Source organism: Glycomyces sp. NPDC049804 (assembly GCF_040674615.1).
GTDB classification, from domain to species: domain Bacteria; phylum Actinomycetota; class Actinomycetes; order Mycobacteriales; family Micromonosporaceae; genus Glycomyces; species Glycomyces niveus.
Genome location: NZ_JBFAMQ010000002.1, coordinates 146,029 through 159,618, shown reverse-complemented (window position 1 = coordinate 159,618; position 13,590 = coordinate 146,029). Strand labels below are relative to the sequence as shown.

The 13,590-nt window shown below is 71.7% G+C and carries 11 protein-coding genes; 6 read left to right on the top strand and 5 right to left on the bottom strand.

Features of this window, described 5'->3' with window-relative positions:
• Window positions 1-117: 117 nt before the first annotated feature.
• Both AB0K52_RS03170 and AB0K52_RS03165 read right to left on the bottom strand, forming a co-directional pair.
• Complete coding sequence (locus AB0K52_RS03170) at window positions 118-2,589, bottom strand: glycoside hydrolase family 3 C-terminal domain-containing protein (RefSeq protein WP_363525431.1); 2,472 nt, start codon at window positions 2,587-2,589, stop codon at window positions 118-120.
• 50 nt (window positions 2,590-2,639) lie between these two features.
• On the bottom strand, window positions 2,640-3,923 hold the full coding sequence (locus tag AB0K52_RS03165; protein ID WP_363525428.1) for an MFS transporter: 1,284 nt from the start codon (window positions 3,921-3,923) through the stop codon (window positions 2,640-2,642).
• A gap of 102 nt (window positions 3,924-4,025) precedes the next feature.
• Here AB0K52_RS03165 and AB0K52_RS03160 point away from each other — a divergent pair, with 102 nt between their 5' ends.
• The 5 genes from AB0K52_RS03160 (at window position 4,026) to AB0K52_RS03140 (ending at window position 8,978) form a co-directional block, all read left to right on the top strand.
• On the top strand, window positions 4,026-4,622 hold the full coding sequence (locus AB0K52_RS03160; protein WP_208496482.1) for a TetR/AcrR family transcriptional regulator: 597 nt from the start codon (window positions 4,026-4,028) through the stop codon (window positions 4,620-4,622).
• Complete coding sequence (locus tag AB0K52_RS03155; RefSeq protein WP_363525424.1) at window positions 4,619-5,488, top strand: putative RNA methyltransferase; 870 nt, start codon at window positions 4,619-4,621, stop codon at window positions 5,486-5,488. Before AB0K52_RS03160 ends, AB0K52_RS03155 begins: the two co-directional genes overlap by 4 nt.
• Before the next feature lie 87 nt (window positions 5,489-5,575).
• Window positions 5,576-6,412, top strand: coding sequence for a glutaminyl-peptide cyclotransferase (locus AB0K52_RS03150; RefSeq protein ID WP_363525421.1), 837 nt, complete (start codon window positions 5,576-5,578; stop codon window positions 6,410-6,412).
• An 86-nt stretch (window positions 6,413-6,498) separates the two neighbouring features.
• Window positions 6,499-7,665 (top strand): serine hydrolase domain-containing protein, encoded by a 1,167-nt coding sequence (locus AB0K52_RS03145; RefSeq protein WP_363525418.1) that lies wholly within the window; start codon window positions 6,499-6,501, stop codon window positions 7,663-7,665.
• 149 nt (window positions 7,666-7,814) lie between these two features.
• Window positions 7,815-8,978, top strand: a complete 1,164-nt coding sequence (locus tag AB0K52_RS03140) for a hypothetical protein (protein WP_363525415.1) — start codon at window positions 7,815-7,817, stop codon at window positions 8,976-8,978.
• A 34-nt stretch (window positions 8,979-9,012) separates the two neighbouring features.
• On the opposite strand, the gene AB0K52_RS03135 is transcribed toward AB0K52_RS03140, so the two are convergent.
• Together AB0K52_RS03135 and AB0K52_RS03130 are read right to left on the bottom strand one after the other, a co-directional pair.
• On the bottom strand, window positions 9,013-9,945 hold the full coding sequence (locus AB0K52_RS03135; RefSeq protein ID WP_363525414.1) for a carbohydrate kinase family protein: 933 nt from the start codon (window positions 9,943-9,945) through the stop codon (window positions 9,013-9,015).
• Window positions 9,946-10,030: 85 nt separating this feature from the next.
• A complete protein-coding gene (locus AB0K52_RS03130) occupies window positions 10,031-11,143 on the bottom strand; it encodes a hypothetical protein (protein WP_363525411.1) in 1,113 nt (370 codons plus the stop codon).
• 294 nt (window positions 11,144-11,437) lie between these two features.
• On the opposite strand from AB0K52_RS03130, the gene AB0K52_RS03125 reads away from it, so the two are divergent.
• Window positions 11,438-12,679 (top strand): ABC transporter substrate-binding protein, encoded by a 1,242-nt coding sequence (locus tag AB0K52_RS03125; protein WP_363525408.1) that lies wholly within the window; start codon window positions 11,438-11,440, stop codon window positions 12,677-12,679.
• A 72-nt stretch (window positions 12,680-12,751) separates the two neighbouring features.
• Here AB0K52_RS03125 and AB0K52_RS03120 read toward each other — a convergent pair whose 3' ends face one another.
• Window positions 12,752-13,588, bottom strand: coding sequence for an ABC transporter ATP-binding protein (locus AB0K52_RS03120; protein ID WP_363525405.1), 837 nt, complete (start codon window positions 13,586-13,588; stop codon window positions 12,752-12,754).
• Window positions 13,589-13,590 lie beyond the last annotated feature (2 nt).

Here is a 13,590-nt window from a genome sequence, read left to right as displayed (position 1 = left end):
GGGGGTTCACCTCCCCGCCGCGTACCCACGGGGGCCTGCGGGGGCCCCCCGCGTGTTTTTTATCCTTTTGGGGTGCGTGGGGGGGGGGGGTGTTGCGGCCCCCCCCCGCCGCGCTTCTTACTGCTTGACCTGGGACCGGAGGCGCAGGTCGGCCACGTTGCGGCCCGCGGCGACGGTCCAGGCGCCCGGGACGGTGCGCCAGGCGCGGTGGGCCTCGCTCCAGAACTGGAACGAGCGCTCCTCAAGCGGGATGGCGACCTCGACGGTCTCGCCGGGGGCGGCCTCGATCGCGGCGAAGCCCGCGAGGCGGTGGGTCTCGATGCCGCCTTCGATGTCGACGCCCGACTCGGGCGAGAGGTAGACCTGGACGACCTCGCGGCCGGTCACCGCGCCGCTGTTGCGGACCCGCACCCGGGCCTCCCCGCCCGTGACGATGAGGTCCTCGTACGCCCACTCGGTGTAGGACAGGCCGTGCCCGAACCAGTACGCGGGCTCGTAGCCGTCGCGCTGCTCCCAGGCGCGGTAGCCGATGAAGATCCCCTCGTCGTAGTGGAGTTCGCCGTTCTCGGGGACGACCTGGACGACCGGCGCGTCCTCGAGGCGGCGCGGCCACGTGGTGGTGAGCCGCCCGCCCGGTTCGGCGCCGAGCAGGACGTCGGCGAGCGCGTTGCCGCCCTCCTGGCCGGGGAACCAGGTGAGGAGGATCGCGGCCACGTCGTCGGACCAGGGCATCTCGACCGGTGAGCCGGTGTTGACGACGACGACCGTGTTCGGGTTGGCCTCGGCGACGGCCGCGACGAGCTCGTCCTGGCGGCCCGGCAGGCGCAGGTCGGGCCGGTCGAAGCCTTCGGACTCGGTGAGCGCGGTCGTGGAGACCACGACGACGGCCACGTCGGCCTCGCGGGCCGCTTCGACGGCCTCGGCGATGAGCCGGTCCTCGTCGGGGCGCGGCGGGGTGTGCATGAGCCCGAACAGCACCGAGGGCGGGAAGCCGGGCGGGAAGGAGAACGGCGTGAACTCGTGGCGGACCGGGATCTCCTGGCCCGCTTCGAGGTGCAGTGTCGCGCGCTCGATGCCGGGGCCGAAGAAGGCCTCGAACGGGTCGTCGGTGGCGTAGTCCTGGTCGCCCTCGAAGACGACCTCGTCGCCGATCACGAGCCGGTGGTGGCCCAGGCCCCTGGTGCCGAAGACGTGGTCGCCGGTCTCGGCGACGGTGAAGACGCCGTCGAGGAGGGCCAGCCGGAAGTCGTCACGGGCGAGGTCGCCCGGCAGGTAGCCCATCCATTTGACGTCGCCGTTCGCGAGCGGTTCGGGGTCGAGTTCGGTCCCGTCGGCCCGCACGGGCCGCGCCTTGAGGTCGAAGCCCTTGCCCGCGGCCTCGATCTGCTCGAAGAGGTCCACGCCCTGCGCGTACCGGACGCGGTCGCCGAGGGCGGCGGTGAGGCCGTCGAGCGGGGAGACCACTGCGGTCGGGAACACGGTCGCGGAGCCGCCGCCGAGGACGCGGGCCTTGGCCGCGGCCGGGCCGATGAGCGCGAGCCGCTGGACCGCGTCGGCCCGGAGCGGGAGGATCGCGGCCCCGCCGCCTTCGGGCGCGTCGTTCTGGGCGAGCACGAAGGACCGCTGGGCGATCTCGCGCAGCAGCGCCTCGGGGTCGGCGACGGCGGCATTGCGCTCGCTCACCGCGGCCTCGACGCCTTCGAGGGCGCCGACGCGGGCGGCGAGGGTGAGCATGCGGCGCACCGCGTCGTCCACGTACGCCTCGCTGGTGCGGCCTTCGCGAACGGCCGCGACGAGATCCGCGCCGTAGACCGTGAACGGCCCGGGCATGGCGAGGTCGAGCCCGGCTTCGATGCCCTCGACGGTGTGGCGGGCGGCGCCCCAGTCGGAGACGTTGAAGCCGTTGAAGCCGAACTCGTCGCGCAGGACCGCCATGAGCTCCTTGTGCGCGGTCATGGTGTGCCCGTTGACGGAGTTGTACGCGGTCATGACGCCCCACGGCCGCACGGCGGCGGTGATCATCTCGAAGGGCCGCAGGTAGAGCTCGCGCAGGGCCCGCTCGCCGATGATGTTGTCCACGGTGAACCGGTCGGTCTCGGCGTCGTTGCCCACGTAGTGCTTCATGGTGGTGCCCACGCCGCACTCCTGGACCCCGGCGACGTACGCCTGGGCGATGCGCCCGGTCAGGTACGGGTCCTCACTGAACGCCTCGAAGTGGCGCCCGCCCAGCGGGGAGCGGTGGAGGTTGATGGTGGGCGCGAGCAGCACGTCCACGTCTTTGCGGATCGACTCGGCCGCGAGCAGGTTCCCGATGCGGCGCACCAGCTCCGGGTCCCAGGACGCGGCCTGCGCGGTCGGGCTGGGCAGCGCCAGGGACGGGTCCGCGACGGTCCAGCGGCGCCCGCGCACCCCGATCGGGCCGTCCGATACGGTCATGGACCGCAGGCCCGCCTCGGGCACGCCGATCGTGCGCCACATGTCGAGCCCGGCCAGCAGGTCGGCCTTCGTCTCGAGGTCCATCGTCGCCAGGGCCGCTTCCACGGCCGCCGCGTACTCGGGCCGGTCGGCGGGGATCGTCCAGTCGCTCATTCCCGTTCCTTTCTCTGGTGTGTCATTTCGGTCGTATCAGTTCGGGCGGGTCACCGCACCCGCTTGACGCGGAGCACGCTCACAGCGCCGCCGACCGCGACGGCGGCGGCAGCGGCGAACAGCAGGGCGTAGTTCCCGCCGCCGCCCACGGACAGCACCGCGGTGGCGGCCAAGGGGAGCAGCACCTGCGGGAACCCGTTGGCGAGGTTCGCGACGCCGAGGTCCTTCGCGGGGGCGTCGGGGTTCGGCAGCGTCTGGAACACCAGCACCGCGTCCACGGCGGCGAACAGCCCGCCGGAGACCGAGAGCACCAGCTGCGCGGCCACGATCATCGGCAGGTTCGGCGCGGTCGCCAGCAGGACGAGGCCCGCCGCCGAGATGAGCCCGGACGCGACGAACAGCGGGCGGCGCCGCCCGATCCGGTCCGAGAGCCAGCCGCCGCCCAGGGCCACGGCGGTCTGCAGCGCGTAGCTGGCCAGGAAGAGCACGCCCACGACCCCGCCGGCCTCGGCCGCGGTCAGGTCGAGCCGCGCGGCGGTGAAGTACACCATGTAGACCATGGGCGCGGCCCCGCCGAAGACGAGCAGGAACTTCGCCAGCCACACCCACCCGAAGTCGGGGTGGCGCCGCGGATCGAACACGAACGTGGCGCCGATCGCCTTGAGCGAGAACGGCTCCCGCGGGGCCTCCACCCGCGGGTCCTGGAACGCGAGCACGAACTGCGCGGCCAGGGCGACCGCGAGCGCGCACGGGATCATGAACATCAGCCGCGTGTCCTGGGTGAGCGCCGCGAGCCCGGAGCCGGCGAGGATGCCGCCGGTGACGGCCGCGCCGAACGCGCCCGAGACCCGGCCCTGGTCCTTCGCCGGGACCTGGTCGGGCACCGAGGCCATCGTCCCGGCCAGCGCCGCGTTGAACCCCGCCTGCGCCAGCGCCCAGCCGAACACCAGCGCCCACACCTGCGGGACGAACGCGATCACCGCGATGCCCGCCGTGCCGACCGCGATGCCGCCCGCGATCCAGGGCCGCCGGCGGCCGAAGCGCGAGCGGGTGGCGTCCGAGAGGCGGCCCCAGACCGGGCCGCCGAACATGCCGACGGCCGCGCCCACGCTGAGGACCATCGCGTAGACGGCCTCGTAGTCGGCGCCTGCGACGGCTTCGACGCGGACGGCGAGCGTGATGATCGACGGGGTCATCAGGGCGGTCCACAGGCCCCAGTTCGACAGGGCCGCACGCACGATGAAGCCCTTGGGGGCGGCCGCGGGCCGCGCCGGGGCCGGGGTCGGGTCGACCGTCATCGATAGGGCCGCTCCGCTGCGGCGAGGGGAAGTCACGACCCGGAGTCTGCCATGTCTACCGAGTGATCGGTAGATTTGTTTATCGAATTGTGACACTCTATGCTGGAGCACCCGACCGCTCAGATTCGAGAAGCACCCATGCCCAGTCAGCAAGGCACCCGGCACAGCGCCCGCGGCCAGGCACGCCGCGACGAGATCGTCAAGGCCGCGATCGAGGTCATCGCCGAGCGCGGCTACCGCGGCGCGACCCTCGCCGCCGTCGCCGAGAAGGTCGGCCTCACCCAGCAGGGCCTCCTCCACTACTTCCCGAGCAAGGAGGACCTCCTCATCGGCGTCCTCCTCATGCGCGAACGCTGGGACTCCGGCGGCCGCGACGTCATCGCCGACCCCATGACCATGGCCGCCCACCAAGGCGTCGTCGAGGCCAACGCCCACCGCGAGGCCATCGTGCGCACCTTCTCGGCGCTCCTCGGCGAGTCCGTCACCGAAGAGCACCCCGCCGCCGAGTTCTTCAAGCTCCGCTACCGCCGCGTCCGCGAGGCCTACACCGCGAGCCTGCGCCAGGAATGGGGTGACCGGCTCCCGTCCGGGCTCACCCCGGAGGAGGCCGCGCCGCTCCTCATCGCGATCATGGACGGTCTCCAGTTCCAGTGGCTCCACGAGCCCGAGTCGTTCGACATGCCCGCCGCGTTCCGGGCCTTCGTGCGCCTCCTCGATCCGAAAGCGGCTCAATGACTCTGCCCGCCCTCGCCGCCCTGGCCTGCCCCAACTGCGCGCAGCCGCTCACCCAGGCCGACCGGCGCCTGTCCTGCCCCGACGGGCACTCCTTCGACCTCGCCAAGCAGGGCTACGCGCCGCTGCTCGCGCCCGGCTCGAACGCGACCACCGGCGACACCGCCGACCAGGTCGCCGCCCGCGAGGACTTCCTCGGCTCGGGCGTCTACGACCGACTCATGGCCGCCGTCGCGGCCGCGTCCGTCACCGACGCGCCCGGCGTGGTCATCGAACCCGGTTGCGGCACCGGGCACTACCTCGCCGCCGCGCTGGCGGCCGACCCGTCCCGGGAGGGCGTCGGGCTCGACACCTCGAAGTACGCGCTGCGCCGCTGCGCCAAGCGCGTCATCGCAAGCGACGAACCGCGGCGAGACGCCGGAACCCATGGACGCCTCGCCGCGGTGCTCGCCGACGCGTGGCAGCGACTGCCGGTGCGCGACGGCGCCGCCGCCGCGGTCCTCAACGTCTTCGCCCCCCGCAACGCCGACGAGATCGCGCGCGTGCTCCACCCACGAGGAGCACTCGTGGTCCTCACCCCCCGGCAGGACCACCTGCGCGAACTCGTCGGCGCCTTGGACTTGCTGAGCGTCGACCCCGCGAAACCGCAGCGGACCGCCGACCAGCTCGGGACCCTCTTCGAGGCCGAGCGGACCGACGACATCTCGTATTCGATCGGTTTGGGACACAAGGAGGTGCTGCAGCTGGTCGGCATGGGCCCGAGCGCCCGCCACCTCGACGCCGACGCCCTCGCCGCGGCGGTGGCCGCGCTCCCCGAGCGGATCGACGTCACGGTGTCGGCGTCGGTGACCCGGTGGCGCAAGCGGTAGCGCCGCCCCCGTCCGAGCACTTGTCCTCGTTTGTCTCGACCAGTACGGTACGAACCATCACCCCTGTACCGGCTGGAGATGAGATCAGTGTTCGATGAGAAACGCGCGACGCGGCGCGGCCTGGCCCTCGGCGCGACCGGCCTGCTCGCCCTCGCCGGCTGCGGCACCGGCGACGCCGCCGCCGAAGACCAGGTGACGGTGGCCGCCGAGGCCGGCGTGGAGGAGTTGGGCTTCGAGGTCCTCGAGACCTTCGACCACGACCCCGACTCGTTCACCCAGGGCCTCCAGCTCGCCGAGCACCCCGAGCACGGCACCGTGCTCTACGAGAGCGCCGGCCTCTACGGCGCCTCGGACGTGCGCATCGTCGTCCCCGGCACCGGCGAAGTGCTCGCGTCCCAGGACCTCCCGCCCGAGCAGTTCGCCGAGGGACTCACCCTCACCGACGCCGACCTGTGGCAGATCACCTGGCAGGAGCACACCGCCCACCGCCGCGACCCCGTCACCCTCGACATCGTCGAGAGCGTCGAATACGAAGGCGAAGGCTGGGGCATCTGCTATGACGGCGAACGCCTCGTCATGAGCGACGGCACCCCGACCCTCACCTTCCGCGACCCGGTCACCTTCGCCGAGACCGGCACCGTCGACGTGACGCTCGACGGCGAGCCGGTCACGCAGATCAACGAGCTCGAGTGCGTGGGCGGCCAGGTCTGGGCCAACCTCTGGCTGACCGACCAGATCGTGCGCATCGACCCCCAGACCGGCGAGGTCGGAGCGGTGGTGGACGCCGCCGGGCTGCTGCCCGAGGAGGACGCGGCCGGGGCCGACGTGCTCAACGGCATCGCCGCCGGCGAGGAGGAGGGCACCTTCTACCTCACCGGCAAGCACTGGCCCAAACTGTTCCTCGTCAGGTTCACTCCGGCCTGAGGCACCGCCCCGGTACCCCAGGCTGCACCCCCGAAGCGGGGGTGCGCAGGATCGTCTGAAGCCCTTGCGGCCCATAGATTCTGGGCATGCGAACCAAGATGATCCCCGCCGCCGCGGCGGCCCTCGGCCTCGTCGGCGTCCTCGCCGCCGGGCAGGGCGCCGCGGCCCATACCCGCGAACTCGACACCGAACACCTCGAATCGCGCCTCGAGGCGTTCGCCGCGCAGGCCGGCGGCTCCGTCCTCGTCCAGGTCGAGCACGGCGACGACACCTGGACCGCGGCCGCCGGCACCCGCGACCTCGGCGCCGACTCGGCCCCGGCGCGCCCGGGCGACCGGGTCCGCATCGGCAGCGTCACCAAGTCGATGACCGCCGCCGTCGTGCTCCAGCTCGAAGGCGAAGGCCTCCTCGACCTCGACGACCCGATCGGCGATCACCTCCCCGGACTCCTGCCCTACGAAGCCGACCCGACCGTCCGGCAGCTCCTCCAGCACACCAGCGGCGTCCCCGACTGGCTCAAGCTCGCCTACCCGGGCATCGGGAGCGGCGACTTCACCGAGCTGTACGCCGGCTACCGCACCCATTACGAGCCCGAGGCGATCGTCGCGATCGCCGCCGCCGAAGACCTCGACTTCAAGCCCGGCACCGACTGGTCCTACTCCAACACCGGGTACACCGTCCTCGGCATGCTCATCGAGGAGCTCACCGGCAACCGCCTCCGCGACGAGCTCGAGGAGCGCGTCTTCGAACCCGCCGACCTCGACCGCACCTACCTCCCGCGCGACGGCACCGCCGGCATCCGCGGCCCGCACGCCGTCCCGTACGTCACCACCGGCGACCCGGGCCGCCCCTACTTCGACGCCACGGCGCTGTCCAACACCCAGACCTGGGCCGGCGGCGGCGTCATCTCCACGGTGGGCGACCTCAACGACTTCTACGAGGCGCTCTCCGAGGGCACCCTCCTCACCGCCGAGCAGTTCGCCGCGGCCTCCGCGTTCATGGACACCGGCGGGAGCTACGACTACGGGCTCGGCCTCGGCGCGGTCGAGATCGACTGCGGCGAAGGCGAAGAGCAGGTCTACGGCCACCACGGCGACGGCCTCGGCCACCAGACCCAGTCCTTCCACTCCGCCGACGGCGAACGCCGCTTCACCGTCTCCTGGAGCATCGACGACAAAGCCGGGTACGGCGACGAGGACGCCTTCGACAAGGCCCTCTCCGACCTGACCGCGACCGCCCTCTGCGAGGCCTAGCGCCACTCCCGACCGGCCCGGCGTCCACGCGCCGGGCCGGTCGCACGCCCCAAGCGCCCGTGGGGAACCGCGCACACACCGTCCTGAGTGAACGGTCCCACGCGAAAGCGGGAATTGCGCGGAAGGTTCGGGTACGCCATGATGAGGTCATGGCCATCACACCCCTGGACCGATTGCTGGAGTACAAGATGCACCTCTTGACCGACTCCCGGCAGCCCCGCGCCTACGCCACCTGGTGGCAGGACCTCACCACCGCGGCCTTCTCCGCATGGTTCTTCGGCGGCCTCGTCCTCGACGTCAACGCCCACGCCCGCGGCTGGGCCGAGTCGTTCTTCACCTGGTGGCACCTGGCCTTCTACACCGGCTTCTTCGCCACCGCCGCCTGGATCGCGTGGATGTTCGCGCGCGCCCACCGCGCCGACGGGCGCACCGGCATGGCCGCCGTCCCGCACGGCTACGGCCCCGCCGTCGTCGGCGTGCCCCTCTTCCTCGTCTCCGGCATCGCCGACATGATCTGGCACGAGGTGCTCGGCGTCGAGACGAGCCTCGCGATCCTCTTCAGCCCCTCGCACCTCACGCTCGCCGCGGGCGGCGTCCTCATCGTCGCCGCGCCCCTGCTCTCGGCCTGGCGCCGCGCCGCCCTCAGCGCCGAACCCGAGCCGATCCCGCTCGAGGCCCGCATGGCCGCCCCGGCCCTCTCCCTCGGCTACATCACGACCGCGCTCGTGCTCTTCCTCGCCTACCTCGTGCCGCACACGAACTCCCCGCACGCGGTCGCCCAGGCGCTGCGCGGCCCGAACGTCTTCGAGGGCTTCCCGGTGGCGGGCATCGTGTTCACCACGGTGCTCGTGCTCGCGCTGGCGGTGCTCATGACGGGCCGCTTCCGGCTCCCCTTGGGGTTCTTCACGGTCGCGTTCGCGTACCCGGCGGTCATGGCCGGCGCGTACACGGGCTTCGAGTACGGCGGGTACGTGTGGATCTTCCTGCTCTCGGGCGCCTGGCTCGACTTCCTGATCTGGCTCATCCGGCCCGAGCTGCGCCGCCGCCGCGACCTGCTGGTGCTCGCCGGGGGCTGGGCGGTGCCGATCTGGGCCGCGTTCCTCATTGCCACCGGCGCGGCCACCGGCGTGTGGCCCGCCGTCGAGATCGGGCTGGGCGCGCCGGTCGTCGCGGCGGCCGTGGGCGGCCTGTTCATGCTGGTGGTCCAGCCCGAGCGGCGCGACGCGGTGCGCCCCGTGGAGGTCGAGCCCTCGCCGTTCGACGACGTGATCGCCCGCGCCAAGGCCATGACGGCGAACAAGCCCGCCGAATAGCGGACGGCCCCGGCGCGGAGCCGGGGCCGATCCTCTACTGCCGCAGTGCCGCGAGGCTTTCGGTCATCAGCGCCGCGGTGATGAGCGCCGTGCTCGTGCCCTTCGAGCGGCACGCGTACGCGCCCGCGACGCGGCCCGCGTCGAGCGCCGCCGCGAGGTCGCCGCCCTGGGCCCGCGCCCACAGCAGGCCCGAGACGAACGCGTCGCCCGCGCCGTTCGAGTCCACCGGCGCCCAGTCGGCCCAGGCCGGGACCGCCGCGCCGAGCTCGGCGACGGGGTCGATCGCGTCGTAGTGGGCGAGGTCGCCGCCGCGCTCGAGGACGTAGCCGCCGTGCTCGCCGTCGGTCGCGATCACGACCGAGGCGCGGCCGTTGTCGATGATCCAGCGCATGGCCTTCTCGGGGTCCCCGCCGAGCTTGGCGGCCGAGAGGGTCACGAGGTCGGCGCGGAGGGCGAAGGCCTTCTGGTGCTCGGCCTCGCCGTCCCAGCCGTGCAGGTCGGTCGAGACCGTGACGCCCTCGGGGATCGCGGTGAGCACGTCGCGGGTGTGGTTCGGGATCGAGACGTGGACGTGCCTGGCCTCGGCGACGTGCGGGCCGAAGAACTCGGCGGGCATGCGCAGGTCGGCGTCGTGGCGGTAGTCGTAGAAGGAGTACCGGCGCCCGCCCGCGTCGACGAGGTTGACCGAGCGCGAGGTGCCGTTGGGGGAGATGAGGTGGCGGAAGTCGAGGCCGTGCCGCTCGTAGTGGCGCAGCACCAGCTTCCCCTGCTCGTCGTCGCCGATGTAGTCGATGAAGCGGGTGGTGAGCCCGAGGTGGAGGCAGCCGAGCGCGACCCCGTTGCCGGTGTGCGCCACGTAGTCGTAGATCGGCTCCACGCCGAGCGAGTCGCCGTCGCCGATCGCGATCTCGGGGACGCGCACGATGGTGTCGACGCCGACGCCGCCGACGACCAGGATGTCGAGCATGTGATTCCTTTGCAAGAAATTGCAGGATACAGTGGAAATGATTGCAGGCATCGACCTTAGGTCGATGCCCGCCATCGGTCAAGCCCTATCCAACCCTGACCCGCCCCCGCCGGATCGCGTAGGCGAGCACCGCCGCGCCGAGCGCCGGGCCCCACAGCCAGAACGGGAAGCTCAGCAGGCCCATCGCCGGCTCGCCGTTGCGGATGCCCAAGACCGCCATGGGCACCGCCATGAAGGTGAACATCGCGGCCATGATCGCGCCGGGCACGATCGCGACCATCGGCGGCACCGGGCGGCCCTTGAAGGCGAACATCCAGAACGGCCACCGCTCGCCCCACTTCTGGGTGAGGCCGAGGCAGAGCACGCCGCCGCCCAGCGCGGCGGTGCCGAGGAGCAGGCCCCAGACCCGCATCTCGAGCGGGAACGACGCGTCGTCGATCGGCCCGACGCCCACGTACGGCCAGGGCGTCAGCCAGGTCATCCGCACCAGGCCGTACGGGAGGGCGCATGCGAACGCGGTCCAGGCCGCGACCCTGCCCCACTTCGCGGCGCGCTCGGGGGCGGCCCAGGCCGGCGCTGGTTCGCCGTCGCCGCGCGTCAGCACCAGCTGCAGCGTCAGGGCGGCCCAGATCGCGGCACCCGCGACCGTCCAGAGCTGGGCGAAGAAGTAGCCGCTGAGGCCGGCCATGGTCCGGCCGAGCTCCGCCGCGAACGAACCGACCGCGGCGTAGTCGACCACGCCGGTGACGCCGAGTCCGACGAGGACCGCGGCGATCGCGGCGGCGGTGGCGAGGCGGGCCGCCGCACCGCGCGCCAGGACCACCGGGACCGTCACGGCCCCGATCGGAATGAGGAACGCGCACAGGTAGCCGGCGAGCGAGATCGGCGAGATCGTGGTCAGCAGCAACCCGAAGACCGCGGCGTAAAGCGCGGTGAGCGGCCACAGCCGCGGCCTCGCCCGGGCGATGAGGAGCCCGCCGAGCCCGGCCGCGAGGAGCGCGCCGGGGGCGAGCCAGTCGGGGACCGCCGCGGGGAGGGGGATCGTGGGGTCGAACAGCTCGTGCGAGTACGGGCCGCTCTCGGGGTCGAGGAGCTGCCACAGGCCGATCGGGAAGGCCAGGAGCGACCAGAGGAACGCGGCGAGCACGGTCGCGCGGGCGAGTCGGGTGGGCCGCCGGAGCGGCAGTTGCGTTGTCATGCCTACAGATTCGCGATTTCCGGGGTCGATGCCCTCCCGCGCGCGGGCGAACCGCCTCCCCCGGGAGGGGGAACCGCGCGGGGGATCCCGGGGCGCGGACGACCCTGGGCCGCAACACTGCCGACCTGCGATTGCAATACCTGTTCGAGAAGGTCACGGACTCATCACAAACAGGGCCGGGTGTGGTCACGACCTCTGCCATCGCCTCCACTACCGGCATAGTGTGTAACTCGGATCACGCAAACCTCCAAGTCTTTGCGCGTGACCTCTCTCTCGAACAACCTAGGAGCATCCATGTCTCGCTTTCCCCGAGCGCTGCTGGCAGTCGCCACAGCGGGTATCACAGCGCTCTCGCTCACCGCGTGCGGTGAGGACTCTGGTTCCGGTGGCACTGACTGCGAAAGCGACGCCCTGAAGATCGGCACGATCCTGCCCCAGACCGGCTCGCTGGCCTTCCTCGGCCCGCCCGAGTTCGCCGGCGTCGACCTGGCCATCAAGGAGATCAACGAGGCCGGAGGCGTCCTCGGCTGCGACGCCGAGGTCTACCACCAGGACTCGGGCGACACCACCTCGCCCATCGCCAGCGAGTCGGCCGACGCGCTCATCCGCCAGGGCGTCCACACCGTCATCGGCGCCGCCTCCTCCAGCGTGTCGCTCAGCTTCATCGACAAGCTCTACCAGGAGGGGATCGTCCAGATCTCCCCGGCGAACACCTCGCCGGAGTTCACCACCTACCCCAACGGCGACTACTACTTCCGCACCGCGCCCTCGGACGTGCTCCAGGGCCGCGTCCTCGCCGACCAGATCATCGCCGACGGCCACGAGAAGATCGTGATCCTGGCGCTGCAGGACTCCTACGGCACCGGCCTGGCCGAGTCCGTGTCGACGAACTTCACCGACTTCGGCGGTGAAGTCCTCGACACCATCGTGTACGACCCGGCCGCGACCGAGTTCTCCGCCGAAGCCGGCCGCGTGGCCGACGCCGGCGCCGACGCCGTCGTCCTCATCACCTTCAACGAGATCGTGAACCTCGCCCCGGCCCTCGCCGAGGAAGGCATGAGCGCCCAGGACCTCGGCTGGTACTTCGTCGACGGCAACCTCTCCAACTACGGCGACCAGTTCCCGGCCGGCTTCCTCGAGGGCGCCAAGGGCACCTACCCGGGCGCCGACACCGCCGGCATCCAGGACCGCCTGCTCGAAGTGGACCCGGAGCTGACCGACTTCACCTACGGCCCCGAGTCCTACGACGCCACCGTGCTGGCCGCGCTCGCCGCGATCCAGGGCGGCAAGGTCGACTCCGACACGATCAAGGACAACCTGATCGACGTCAGCCGCGGCGGCACGAAGTGCAACGGCTTCACCGAGTGCGCCGAGCTCCTTGAGAACGACGAGGACATCGACTACGAGGGCTACTCCGGCCCCATCGAGTTCTCGGCCGAGGGCGACGTCTCCGCCGCGACCATCGGCATCTACCAGTACCAGGCCGACAACACCTTCATCAACCTCGAGTACAAGTTCGGCAGCCTCGAGGGCTAGCCGAGAGCTCCGCTGGAAACGGCGATGCCCCTCCGGACCACAGGACCGGAGGGGCATCGCCTTATCCGTGTTCTAGCGAGCCTTCCCGAGCGTGCCCAGGTACAGCTCGACCACCTTCGGATCGTCGATGAGGCTCGCGCCGGGACCGGTGTAGGCGCTCCGGCCCTGGTCCAGCACATAGCCTCGGTCGCAGATCTGGAGGCACCGCCGGGCGTTCTGCTCGACCATGACCACCGTGACACCCGTCTGGTTGATCTGCTTGGTGTTGAAGAAGACCTCGTCCTGCATCGCCGGGGACAGGCCCGCCGACGGCTCGTCCAGCAGCAGCACCGACGGCTCCATCATGAGCGCCCGGCCCATCGCCACCATCTGCCGCTCGCCGCCCGACAGGGACCCGGCCCGCTGCGCGCGCCGCTCCCCGAGGATCGGGAACAGGTCCGTCACGAACTCGAACCGCTCCCGAAAGGCCTTCGGACGCAAGAATACGCCCATCTCCAGGTTCTCCTCGACAGTGAGCGCCGAGAACACGTTGTTCGTCTGCGGCACGAAGCCCACGCCGAGCGGCACCAGCTGGTGCGCCTTCTTGTTCGTGATGTCCTGTCCGCGCAGCGTCACCGTGCCCGAGGTGATCCCCACCAGGCCGAACATCGCCTTCAGCAGCGTCGACTTCCCGGCCCCGTTCGGGCCGATGATCCCCACCAGCTCGCCCTCATCGGCGTACAGGTCGGTGCCGTTGAGGATCGACACGCCCGGCAGGTACCCGGCCTCCACCTCGTCGGCGCGCAGCAGCGCGTCCTGCGAGGCCGCCAGGTGCCCCTCCCGGGAGCACACCTCGGTGTCCGACTCCTGCGCCTCGTCCAGGGGCGCCCCCGTGGGGCCGATCCCCGCCGCGGTCTCGTTGTCGCTCATGT

Bases quoted from the DNA above. Each gene is read 5' to 3' on its own strand.
- AB0K52_RS03170 (WP_363525431.1), bottom strand. From the start codon at position 2,589: ATGAGCGACTGGACGATCCCCGCCGACCGGCCCGAGTACGCGGCGGCC.
- AB0K52_RS03160 (WP_208496482.1), top strand. From the start codon at position 4,026: ATGCCCAGTCAGCAAGGCACCCGGCACAGCGCCCGCGGCCAGGCACGC.
- AB0K52_RS03155 (WP_363525424.1), top strand. From the start codon at position 4,619: ATGACTCTGCCCGCCCTCGCCGCCCTGGCCTGCCCCAACTGCGCGCAG.
- AB0K52_RS03145 (WP_363525418.1), top strand. From the start codon at position 6,499: ATGCGAACCAAGATGATCCCCGCCGCCGCGGCGGCCCTCGGCCTCGTC.
- AB0K52_RS03140 (WP_363525415.1), top strand. From the start codon at position 7,815: ATGGCCATCACACCCCTGGACCGATTGCTGGAGTACAAGATGCACCTC.
- AB0K52_RS03135 (WP_363525414.1), bottom strand. From the start codon at position 9,945: ATGCTCGACATCCTGGTCGTCGGCGGCGTCGGCGTCGACACCATCGTG.
- AB0K52_RS03130 (WP_363525411.1), bottom strand. From the start codon at position 11,143: ATGACAACGCAACTGCCGCTCCGGCGGCCCACCCGACTCGCCCGCGCG.
- AB0K52_RS03125 (WP_363525408.1), top strand. From the start codon at position 11,438: ATGTCTCGCTTTCCCCGAGCGCTGCTGGCAGTCGCCACAGCGGGTATC.
- AB0K52_RS03120 (WP_363525405.1), bottom strand. From the start codon at position 13,588: ATGAGCGACAACGAGACCGCGGCGGGGATCGGCCCCACGGGGGCGCCC.